This is a genomic window from Parabacteroides sp. AM58-2XD, assembly GCF_003463685.1.
Taxonomy (GTDB): domain Bacteria; phylum Bacteroidota; class Bacteroidia; order Bacteroidales; family Tannerellaceae; genus Parabacteroides; species Parabacteroides segnis.
This window is the reverse complement of the sequence record NZ_QSDP01000147.1, coordinates 1-11,930: the sequence shown is the minus strand read 5'-3', so window position 1 is coordinate 11,930 and position 11,930 is coordinate 1. Positions and strand designations below refer to the sequence as shown.

The window sequence follows — 11,930 nt, the reverse complement described above, 5'->3', positions numbered from 1 at the left end:
TTTTCTCGTCATTTTTTTTTTTGATATTTTGTTTCGTAGAAAAAAAGAAAGGGGGTTCATACTCAAATTCATATTATGTTGATTTTTTTTTTTGATATTTTGTTTCGTAGAAAAAAAGAAAGGGGGTTCATACTCAAATTCATATTATGTTGATAAGAAAGAAGATACATTCGTATTTTATTTTTATGCTTTTAGTTGCAATTTCAAAACTTATCCGTAAATTTGTGACGAGAAAAAAGGAACCTTTTTTTTAGTCACTCCCCAAATTCACATTATCCCTTATAATTCATAGTCTTGGTACATTATTTATGCCTTAAATTTGTGACGAGAAAAAAGGAACCTTTTTTTTAGTCACTCCCCAAATTCACATTATCCCTTATAATTCATAGTCTTGGTACATTATTTATGCCTTATTACCTAATGTTTTTCTAATTTAATCGTATATTAATAATGTACGCGAGTACATTATTAATATAGAAGTAAAAACAGTTATTATCTTTACTTTTAGGTGTTTCGGTTAATTTTCACCTATTTTTGCGGACACACGGATCGTGTTGTCATTTAGGTATGCAGATCCATGAAAGCGTTGGCACCAAGGTCAGAGGGGAACAGCCTCACATATCCTTTATATATCAAAGCATTCAGCTGAAAGATGAGTTATTCTTCCTGCAAACCGAGTAACCGGCTACGCCAATGACACCACCCGGTAAAAGTTGCCTGATTCGGTATGCTTGCGCTCAATGCCCAGTGCACAAAGTAGCTTGCCAAAGTTCCCGGCCGAGACCGAACGCATCGCCGGCGGGTTGTGCTTCTTCAATTGTTGGTAAATCTCCGCCGCCGAAAGCAGTATCCCCTTCTCGCCATATCCGGCCGGACGGAAACAACTACGGAAGACCTCCTCCTCCACCGGATGCTTATAGAATGGTTCATTGGCCGACATGATCTCCGCTTCTTCCTCAGCGGTAAACCAATAACGCTCGCCTGCCTGCAATTCCGCTTTCAACTGCGCATAGAGTTGGCGGTAATCAAACGGCGAACAGTCAATCTTATCCTCCACCTCCACGCAAAGGAAACGGCGGCTGCCTGTCGGGTCGGTCAGCAATTCCTTCTGGTTAGATGTCGCGATAAAAGAGGCGACACGAGGCAAGGAACGGTAATTCTTCTGATGGGACTTGCGGATACATGGATCGACCACCTGCATCAGGTTCTTCAACAACGCCATTTTGCGGGGAGGATACTTGTCGAACTCATCCATGTTTATTAAACTAAAAACATTATTGATTAAATAATTAGCTGTAAATCAGTATAATATGAAAGTAATTATGATTGTTAAATATGATTTACAGGGTTGGGAGCATTATAGACTACTTATATTGTTACTCAGTACTTCTCTTGATTGGGTAAGAACAAATAATGTGTCTCGGATGTGTACATTATGTAACTTGCGTTACTTTGATTTAGAGTTACCTCTAAATTCCTCTAACTTTAATCATTCTACGATGATAGCTTCTTCGACATTATCAGGCAAGAGATTATATCCTGCATCCTCTGTCGTTTCAACTACGTAGTCTGCGGGAAGGTCTATATTCATAGCTTCCTCTTGCTTACGTTCATATTCATCCCGTAAAGCTTCTAAAGTTTCTTCGTCAGGTATTGTTATAATCTTCGGATTTAATGGAAGTGTTACCTTTCCACTTATGTCCGACATAAAACCAATATAACTACACCTGTAGAAGAATGCGTTAATTGATAGGTTTGAGTAAGTCTCCTTATAAAGGAATGCAGCTATAGCAGCATTGACATCATAAATGATGAAATATGATTTAGCCAATTCATTCAGCGAAGTAACTTTCTCAAAGTCCAGCTTAAATAAGGTGTCCTCCATTCTATTTACGGTAACTTTTACAAACTCAACCTTAGTTAAGTTTTCAATATTATCGTATATAGCATTAAACGCCTTTGTATAGGTAACTTTACAAAATAAGAGTCCCTTTACTAAACGTTTAACAATCTCTTCATTAGAGATTTTAGACACCTGATTTACTGAAATCAGAAAAGAATTAGTTCTATCGAACATTCTCCTTGCTTGTTCTCTATTTGTCATAATCTTTTATTTTAATAGTTAATTATTAATTAGATTATGATATGTGCCTATCAACAGACCACGATTCCACCTCTTAACAATTCTCATAACTCGTATAAGTGCTGTTATATGGACTTGTAACGTTTAAAGATGCTCTTATGCACAATCAAGCGTTTGCTGCTAATGGTCTTGCAGTAATTAATGTACACTAAACCAAAGAACACATTATTTGTACTGCAAAGGTAGTAAAGATTGGCTTATAATGAAATAAAAGCAGCATAAGAGTTTCCTCAAATGCTGCTTATGCTACAATAAGAATTTATTGCTTGGTATAAAGTTCTACATGTCCGTCCTCGTACATCAATTTCATCTTATTGTCAGATATGTTATAATAGTACGTTTCGGGTGAATTATCTCCAAAATCAATAATAAACTTATCCTCCTTATCATCCATTGTATAAGTAAATGGGTCTAAATTGGAAGTGTTGTCATGTATATTCACTGACTCCCAACGACCAGTGTTATCACTGTAAAAAGTGATAATCTCTTTATATCCTTCATCTGTGATATAAACCCAACTACCAACAAGGGGAGAAACATTTTGGGTTTCAGAGATTGTGCCGTTCTCAATATTTAGGTAAAATGTATAATCTTTCTTCGTTCCGTCATAATATAAGAGGTCTAATTTGTACTTCCATATATTGGTGGAATTGTCAAGTAATGTACATTCTTTCTTGGTGTCAGAGAAAATTTCAAATGGAGGTTTATGCTTCGTGTACCAAACGTTCTTATATGTTTTATAATTAATTCTTGACGCAGTGATTTGTGTTAGAAAATCATTGACATTAACATCAAAATTAACATCAACATTGACGCTAACAGATTCTTCATAAGAAATAGGTGTCCCTCCTACTGCGCCATTGTTTACTTGGCTAACATAAAGTGTATCTCCCATGTCGTTATAGCAACAATTCCCAACGAACACAGATTCCTTGTACCAATCAGTAATATATGCACGATAGTCGTTTTTTATTTCTTTGAGCGTTCCTGCTGCTGTTTTGAACAAGATATTATCTTCATTGTATGACTCACCATTATAACTGACACTCGCAACGAAGATGTTGTTCTTGGCGCAAGCTCCATAGGTGGTAATGCTTGATATTTCAATATCCTTATATTCTCCATATCCAACATGAACTGTACGTTTTTTGTCAAAAGTTCTATTATCAGTCCATTCCCAAAGTTTTTCTTTAGTCGTCCTATCATAAGAACTAATCCATAGATGATTATTCTTCAAGCCTGAGAAATGATTAATATTCCCCCAATGGAAAGAGCCATAGCATTCATAATCTCTGAAATTCAGTCCATAAGTAGAAAAAGAATCTCCATCAATGAACATTACTTCTGTTTGATGTTCTTCCAATTCATCATCGCCACAAGAACTAAATCCTGCGCATACGGCAACTAATAATGAAGCTGCCAATAATCTAAATATTTTCATTATCGAGTTTAATCTACGCTCACCTGTTCCCTACGGCAAGCCATAAATAAAAGAGGTGTGGGAACTATATCTGTCTTATCCTACATTCAGGTCTTCGCATTACCTTTGGCACGGATAAAACAATAACCCCACACCAAAAGGTATATAGTTCACCTAACCGATGAATATATATCAAATGTGTGGGTGCTATTGCTATCATCTTCGTGCCAATATCAAAGTTGCGAAGTTTGAATGTAGAAGATAATTTCAATAACACCTTTCGTTAAATATGTCCTTCCAACTCCCTAACACATTAGTTCATTGGAATTGATGCAAAGATAATGAAAGGTTTTAAATCATTAGGTATGAAGTGTGGATTAATAGTAAATTCTATGCCCTCAAACATGGTCTGAATGGGATATTTAATAAGAGTTGCATCTGAACTTTGTAAATCCATGTGGGTATCAAATTCACTTCTTCCCATATAAAGACTAAATTCTGAATATTCTTACCCACCTTGAATTATCATCTTTAAGTCAGTATATTGTTGGATATTCAAGAAGTGCTACCTGTAACATGATTAATAAGAGTTGAGATAGTTCTAAAGTCTGTAAACTTATATAATTGATTTACTTCTATAAGGCTGAAATGCCAAACTACCAAGATTGGACTTTAGATGTATCTAAGCTCAATATTCTATGGATTTGGGACAGAACTATTCAGACCACTATAAAGATGAATCTTAATAATCCTGTCCCAATCAATTAGAAGCTCAAACAGTCATAAGTCTGTAGAATCTCTTCCTGCCTTAGTCCCAAGTATCTTTTTGTAATGGCAACAGAACTATGGTTGAACAATTCCATCAGCTTTACTAAGGCAAGTTCAGCATTATCACTATTCATATTATAGACCTGCCTACCAAATGTCTTTCTAAGCGAATGGCAACTAAAGTTCTTAATCTTTAACTTGTATTTCTTCTTCACCTCTTTAAGAATGATATTGATTCTCTGAACTGTGAAGATAGTGCCTTTCTGACTTATAAGAATTGGTGCATTGATTCCAACAGGATTTATATGCTCGTAGCACTCTTTAATATGATGTTGTAATTGGGGGTTCAGTCTGATAGTCCTTACTTTGTCTGTCTTCTTCTCAATTACTGTAAACTCGTCAGCATCTAATATCTGCTTCCATCTTAGAGATAGAATATCAGATATTCTTAATCCTGTGAAGCATCCTAAAGCTATAAGAAGTGAGATTTTATAATTCTCGTCTTTGGCTAACTTCCTTATGAGGTTCATTGCATCAGACCAAACAAGATAGTCTGCGGTTGTGCTTGAATATTTAAGTGACATAATGTTCTGTTTTATAATGAAATGAATAGAAGTGAATATTAATTTTTAGTTATGTTTGCTAACTCATTGATTATTAAAGGAATATTCACTAATTATCAAAGTGAATATGATAAGGACACCCAATTTAGAATTAGAGTGTCCTTTACCTTATTATAATTCTCCCTCGTCAGCAAAACTGTAATATCCTGTATCTGTTAATATGAGGTGGTCTAAAACTGTAATTCTCATAAGTCTTGCAGCATCCTTAACCTGTTTAGTAATCTCCATATCCTGCCTGCTTGGTTTCGTGTTACCACTTGGGTGGTTATGAGCAAGAATAAGAGCTACTGAATTGGTAAGCAATGCAGCTTGTAAAATTACTCTTACATCAGCACAAGTTTCAGTAATTCCTCCCTCTGAAATGAGAGTGTAACCTAAAATTTGGCTGGTTTGGTTTAGAAACAAGACTTTGAAATATTCTTTGTAACAGATTGTACCCTCCTTATAGGTAGGAAGTAAGTATCTATAAGCATCCTCAGAACTGACTACCTTATGCAGTTTCTTGAATTTGGGTTTGTAGGACAGTTCCACTTCACCTACAGTATAATCTATATCCATAATGTACAATGTTTAATAAGTTGGTAGAAATAAAGAAAGGACACCAACTTAATGATGTCCCTTCCTCTCTCAATCAACAATCCACTCAGCCCAAGAACCAAGCGTATTCACTATCTCCTAATTTGGCACGTTGAATGCCTTGTACAAACTCTGTACAGTTAAGATTCCTCTCCAAGAAGTTATCAATGTAACTTGACTTTACAGAACCATTGAGCAGGTTTAAGAGCTGCCAGCCTGTAATGCTGTCCCCCGTACTCTTGAAATTCACATCAGAAACGAATGCTCTGCAAGCTGCATTAATCTGACTGTCTCCCAACAATAGACGAGGTAAGCGTTTCTGTTGGTTGGGTGTAAGAGCTTGATATAATCTCATCCTGCCTATTATCTGGCAGAACTCACTCGTTGAGATTGACATCTGCCCAAGTGTCCTTAACAGATGCAGGTCTTTGGATGGATTGTAAGCATGGAACAGATTCAATGCTGCTGCATATAGTTCCTGTACGCTTAGGACTTCTATCTTATCCTGCAAACCGTCAGTGGTGAGCATGAGATTACTGCAAACTCTATTCCTAAATCCTATGAAGATTTTAAATCTCTCAACAGATTTCTTACTGTATAGGTTAATCTCGTTATATGCTCTCACTCCACCAATGGATAACGCTAAACGATTACCGTATTCATCATGTACAATGGATGGAATTTCAAAGCAGAAACACATTCTCTGATAGAATAAAGTTTTCTCTTCGTCTGTCAATTCAGATGCTTTCTTACCCAATGCACTTGGTATTCTACCATTGATAGGGTGTGAGATTCTAATCTCTGGCATATCAAACTGTTCTCCATGAAAGTAATCCTTAGCTGCATCCACTACTGCACCTATAAAGGATTGGTGGCTAATGGTTTCTTCCATTGATGCAAAACTTGGAATGATGCAGTCTTGTTGTAGGTGCTGTAAGGTTACTTCCTGTGTATTTGCTTCAATGAAATGATTTACTCTTTTGGGTGCTGTTACTTCTTCCACAATGATTGCTTCTTCTGCAAACTCACCCATGTTTAATGATTCTCTACGCTGTGCCATAGCTGGCATAATTACTAAATCTCTCATAATGAAATTGAATTAAATGGTTATTGATTGAATTAACTCTGAAATTGGTAAAGTCCATATCGTTTTGGATTGCTCCGTTACGATTTGGACTTTACTACAATTCACTGAATTACTTTTAAGTGATATTTACAATTAGACAGTATTACCATTATGTCTGTATTGTGTATCGCTTTAAGAAGTCCATGAATGATGTGAGGTGAATAGTAAAATTTATAATGATTGAGGGGGTGGGCAGGTCTATGCTTAAACTCATTTTTCTTTCACTTGGTGAGAGGGGGAGTTTAAAGGGGTGTAGTAGCGTTCACAGTTCAGCTATCGGGTTCAGTTCAGCTATCGGGTTCAACCTTCGCTTCGCTCGGTCTCACAAATTTATATCTGAGAATGCTTTCAACTTCAAATTTTTATGAATTGGGACAAAACTATTCAGACCATAATAAAGATTGATTTTAATAATTCTGTCCCAATATCGGACTATTCAAGTGAATATCTCTTTTCAAGTGGAATGTACTTTAAGGCGGGTTTTGGGTATGGTCATTCTGTCAGAAAGTCTAAAATATTTATCCAAGTAGGTAGCCTTAGCTTGTAAAGGTTTACCGTTATCATCCACAAGCTCATATTTATCATATATGGTCTGTAAGTTGGTTACTATCTCATTCTCTGAATATGGTCTGCCTATTATAAAAGTGCTATGGATTTCATCTATTGGTACGAAGCAAATCTCCTTCTTATGTGCGGATTTAAGTTGCCGTTTCATGGTAGCTAAATCATAGTCGATTTCTATAATCTTATCCATGCCGAACTTCTCATAGTACTTGCACAGTTCGGGAGCTTCATGTCTTAAAGACCTCAATTCTTCCTGTTGTTCTTCGGTAAGAAATTTCAAAACCAGTCCTTCGGGTTTTAAATCCTGCAACCGTTCCAATATCTGTAACTTTCTCTCTCTTGACAATGGTTTAGCTTTTACAGCTTTAGGTTTCTCTTTGTAATGCTCATAATGGTACGACACATTAAAATGTCCTGTCTCATTGTAAGCATTGTTTAATGACTGTAAGTCTTGGTAGAACGATTCGACTTTGGACTTCTGAATGTCACATTCTACCAAGAACGGGTTTACCTTTCCTTTGTAATCATTATTTCTAAACAAGACCTTATAAATTGGGATGCGCTCCTGTATCTCGGTCAGAAGCTGCCTTTCCCTGCCTGTAAGAGTTTCCTTTAAGTCTGCAAGCATATTATAGACCTTACTCTGTGCTTCCATATCTTCAATGATTTCTTCACGAGATTTAGGCTTTAAATCCTCCTTCCAATTCGTTATATGTGTAATGTTACCAATTCCTGAACGAAACCTGCCTGTTATTTGGACGGAATGGGTGAAAGGGTCAATCATGGTCTGAGCCTTGCTCAAACAGTCTGTAACCATTATTATATCAGGCTTGTCAGGAGTATCTAAATCTACTGCTGAATAGAACCTGCTCGTAAAGAAGCTGTACTGTTCCAATATCTCACCCGACACGAAGCTGTCAGAAGCCTTGTAGCCGTCCTCATGGAGTTTGTTAATGGCGTTCTCCTGATTGGAGCAATAGATTTTACTGTGGTTCCTGATGTCTGCTTTATCTATCAAGGTCTTTGCATAGTCAGGTGAGTTTAGGAATATAGCTTTCTTGTTATCGTTCAAGGATATTTGCTTTAAGAACTCCAACTGTACGTTATTCGTGCCTATTAACGATAGATTCTTCTTGTAGTCGTAAGTGGGTACAATCTTGATATGACTGAACGAATGTTTGGTAAAACCTTTTAATTTGGGTGATAATGGAGTAGCTGAAATCAATGCCTTGTTGTCAAAGCTAAAGAAGTCGAAGAATGGCTGAACTATGGCAGGTCTAAAATTTGAGTCCTGTACTACTTTCTCGCACTCATCTATAAGCAGGAAGAAGTCTTTAAAGAGGTTTACACCTGCATATTCAGCCGCCTGTTTGACTTTGGAATAGCTTTCAGGAGTTACTATAATCTTCTTGTAACGTATGGACTTGTCGAGCAGATATTTCTTAACATCGTAATCCGTAACTCCTTCACGCACTCCCAACAAGTTTGAGTATTTGACTTGCTTGCTGTCAATTACGGGAACATTGGGTTCAATGATTATGGAGTTACGTTTGGCATATCTTTCATCCAATTCACAAGTTGTAGCTCCTTTGGCTGTTAAAGTCTTATCAATAATGGCATTACTCGGCAGACCGTCAGGGTAGAGGTCTGACATATATTGATTGTCCCGAATTTCAACGAGTTTTAACTCCAAGTTGGTATTCTCTATCATAATCTGAATTTAAAGTTTAATCGTTTGAATTATGGGACAAAAGTAATAATAATTATCTTTATTATGGTCTGAATGATTCTGTCCCATTTTAGTAAAATTTGGTCTAAAGGCAGGCATATCGTTCTAATTCCTTTAACGGCTGCTGCAATCATTCCCTGTATCGGACTTCAAACCCGTTCCTGCTACAAATCTCTTTCATTTCCTCCAATGTGTAGTAAGCATCCACTTCATCACTGTCTGTCAGTAATGTGTTATTGGGAGTATAGAAGTTCCGTATGTCAGGGTGGTACTGTGCCAATGTGTCTTTGATGAAGTAGGCGCACTTTTGTTGAGCCTTTCGTGGTTCGTAGAATATATTGAATATTCCTTCAATGGTATCAACCTCAGGAAACAATAAACCTTGTCTATGTATAAGGGGTAAATGCCTTTCACGTACTCACGAAGGACTTTCATCTGCTTTTCAAGGTCTGCTTCCACCTCTTTAAAATATTGCTCCGTAAAGTCCGTACTGTTGAACCGCTTGATGTTGAAATCTGACAGTCTTATTCTGTCTGTCAGTCTATCCATTTGAGCCTTTATGGATGAAAGCTCTTTCTCAATCTTGGACTTCCGTTCCTTGTAACGGTTCTTGTCTATGTCATTATCCAAATATAAGTCCTCCAACCTTGTAAGTTTGTTCTCCTGCTCCTTATAAGATATTTTAAGTGCATCCTGTTCCTCAATGGCTTTACTCTTGTTATCGTTCTCTCCTGCAATAGCTTCAAGACGTTGCTCCACATTCATCTTACCGACATAGAACAACTGTTCCTTTACGAAGTTCCATATTATAGGGTTTACAATCCTTTCATTCAGATAGACTTGGCTCTTACAGCCTGTCAGACTATTCTTGTCACTTGTGCATTTGAAGTGTACGGTATCTCTCTTATTGGAGTGCAGCCTTGTGTAGAATGCTCCACATATGGAACACTTGATAAGTTTCTGTAATAGGTACTTGGTAGCTCTCGGATAAGGGGTGGTGGTTCTGTTGTTAGCTAACTTCTTCTGCACCTTGTTATAGGTTTCCTCGTCTATAATGGCAGGAATGTCAAAGTAGAATGTATCAGTAACCTTGTCTATCTCGTCATAGATATTGGCTTCCGCTCTGCCTGTGTAAGCTTTGTTGTTTAGTATGAACTTGGTGTTGCCAATGCTCTTTAGCTTCTTTATATCAGGGTACTTACCATAGATATATCTCGTTGTGGTAATCAACGCCTGTCCTTCTTCAAGGTACTTGTCGAACATCTCTTTCACGATTGGAGCATATTCATTCTTGACTAAATAGCCGTTCTTCTGTCTTGTATATCCGAATGGTGGGATGCCTGCAAACCATTGACCTAATCCTGCTGAATCTCGTTTACCTGACGCCATTCTGAAACGAATGGATGCAAGTTCTTCCTCCGCCTGTTCAAATGCTTTGCGTAGCTCCTTCTCAAATTCTAAATTGACCTCGCCTGTCTCTATGTCAATAGTCCATTTCCTTTTATCTCTAAAGTAGATTGGAATGCTGTAATCCCGATTAAACTTATCGACCAAAGTTACTCCATATAGAAAGTTTCTTGTCAGTCGGGAGACCTCCGAGATAAGAACGACATCAATTTCATCATTCTCACAGGCATCAATCAATTCATCAACAGACTTGCGGTTGCCCTTACGAATATCATCCTTACCAGTTACGTGTTCACCGAAGACTTTGGCGACTTTCAATTTAAACCTGCTGGCGACTTTCTCAAGTTCCAACTTCTGACGGTTATAATCCTGTATATTGGTGCTACATCTTAGCAATAATGCTGCTCGTTTCATCTTCTTAGTGCTTGAATTTCAGCACAAATATAGCACTTTAAATTTTATCATAAAAGTTATTAGCTTAATTGATTAAGCCGAACTCCGTCAATTTGCGCTCCATGCCGGACTGGACCGTCAGGTCGAAACTATCCGTATAATACCGTTTTAACTCCGGGGGCAACAACAATTTGCAAAACGTTGACTTTTGCCTTCCTTGCATACGGCTGACCAACACCGGCGACACGCTGTTGGCATACAAGCGGTCTGTCCCCAGCCATTGCGCCGCCATCGCCAACATCCAGCGGTGGAACCCTTTCACCCACAACGGCGCAGCAGAGACACGGCGTGCCAACCCCTCGACCCGGTCTGTCTCGTCCCAGTCCGGCAATTCGTCCATATATAACCGGAACGGATGATATTCGGGCGTGCAATCCGACAATACATAACGCGATACATCCCTGTCCCAGCAATCAATCCCTTGCTTGCGCGCCTCTATACAAATACTGTTCAATTCGCGCTGCCCCACCGGACGAAAAGCAGCCGGAACGACTCCCTGTTTCCGATATTCCGTCTCTTCCGTCAACCGGTTGAAGCGAAAATCATACTGTTCATCCAAAAACTGTTCCAGACAACCCATCATCCGGGTTGTTTGCCGCAAAGAAGTATCCGTCCGAGGAGGCAAAGCCGCTTTTGACTTCAACGGTTCCTCCATCGACGCAATTCCCGTAACTTTACCATTACCTACAATAACCCACCCTGCCAACAGGCGGCAGCATTTTTCAATCCATTTTCTTAGCATATCCCAATCTGTTTTCATTGTTACACAATACAAATATAATGCAGGATATCAAGGTTTTACAAATCCCGTAACAACTATTTCCCAACAATTTCATCTACTAACAGCATGAGTAACAAGTGTTGTTTATGCCACTAAGTACTAATGCCTACGATACAATATTTTTATCGCCTCACAGCTGTGAGACGATAACATCACAACTGTGATACAATAGATCCACACGTGTGATCCAACCGCTTCACAATTGTGAGGCGATAAAGAAATAGGCATATACAGGGCAGACGCATTAAAATAAATATCTAATTTACAGTAAAAAAACTATTACTTAATCGATTTAGATTGTTGATTAATAATCTATTATAGTATATTGTTTTAAGAATAA

General features: G+C 37.9%; 8 protein-coding genes and 1 pseudogene. All 9 read right to left on the bottom strand.

What is annotated here, in order from left to right:
* Window positions 1–685 precede the first annotated feature (685 nt).
* The gene (locus DXA15_RS23190; RefSeq protein WP_233567571.1) at window positions 686–1,255 is read right to left on the bottom strand and encodes a DUF3874 domain-containing protein; all 570 of its coding nucleotides are present in this window, start codon (window positions 1,253–1,255) and stop codon (window positions 686–688) included.
* 234 nt (window positions 1,256–1,489) lie between these two features.
* The gene (locus tag DXA15_RS23185; RefSeq protein WP_128135606.1) at window positions 1,490–2,104 is read right to left on the bottom strand and encodes a hypothetical protein; all 615 of its coding nucleotides are present in this window, start codon (window positions 2,102–2,104) and stop codon (window positions 1,490–1,492) included.
* Window positions 2,105–2,402: 298 nt separating this feature from the next.
* On the bottom strand, window positions 2,403–3,566 hold the full coding sequence (locus DXA15_RS23180) for a hypothetical protein (protein ID WP_233567570.1): 1,164 nt from the start codon (window positions 3,564–3,566) through the stop codon (window positions 2,403–2,405).
* A 761-nt stretch (window positions 3,567–4,327) separates the two neighbouring features.
* Window positions 4,328–4,915: a tyrosine-type recombinase/integrase gene (locus DXA15_RS23175; RefSeq protein ID WP_128135604.1), complete on the bottom strand. Its 588-nt coding sequence runs from the start codon at window positions 4,913–4,915 to the stop codon at window positions 4,328–4,330.
* A gap of 150 nt (window positions 4,916–5,065) precedes the next feature.
* On the bottom strand, window positions 5,066–5,512 hold the full coding sequence (locus tag DXA15_RS23170) for a JAB domain-containing protein (RefSeq protein ID WP_128135603.1): 447 nt from the start codon (window positions 5,510–5,512) through the stop codon (window positions 5,066–5,068).
* An 85-nt stretch (window positions 5,513–5,597) separates the two neighbouring features.
* Window positions 5,598–6,617, bottom strand: a complete 1,020-nt coding sequence (locus DXA15_RS23165; protein WP_035447267.1) for a DUF3871 family protein — start codon at window positions 6,615–6,617, stop codon at window positions 5,598–5,600.
* A 493-nt stretch (window positions 6,618–7,110) separates the two neighbouring features.
* Window positions 7,111–8,931 carry a hypothetical protein gene (locus DXA15_RS23155; RefSeq protein ID WP_128135602.1) on the bottom strand — a complete coding sequence of 607 codons (1,821 nt, stop codon included), beginning with the start codon at window positions 8,929–8,931 and terminating at the stop codon, window positions 7,111–7,113.
* Between the two features lie 240 nt (window positions 8,932–9,171).
* Window positions 9,172–10,770, bottom strand: coding sequence for a recombinase family protein (locus DXA15_RS23150; protein WP_128135601.1), 1,599 nt, complete (start codon window positions 10,768–10,770; stop codon window positions 9,172–9,174).
* Window positions 10,771–10,837: 67 nt separating this feature from the next.
* Window positions 10,838–11,389: pseudogene (locus DXA15_RS23145) on the bottom strand (hypothetical protein); the annotation flags it as partial.
* Window positions 11,390–11,930 lie beyond the last annotated feature (541 nt).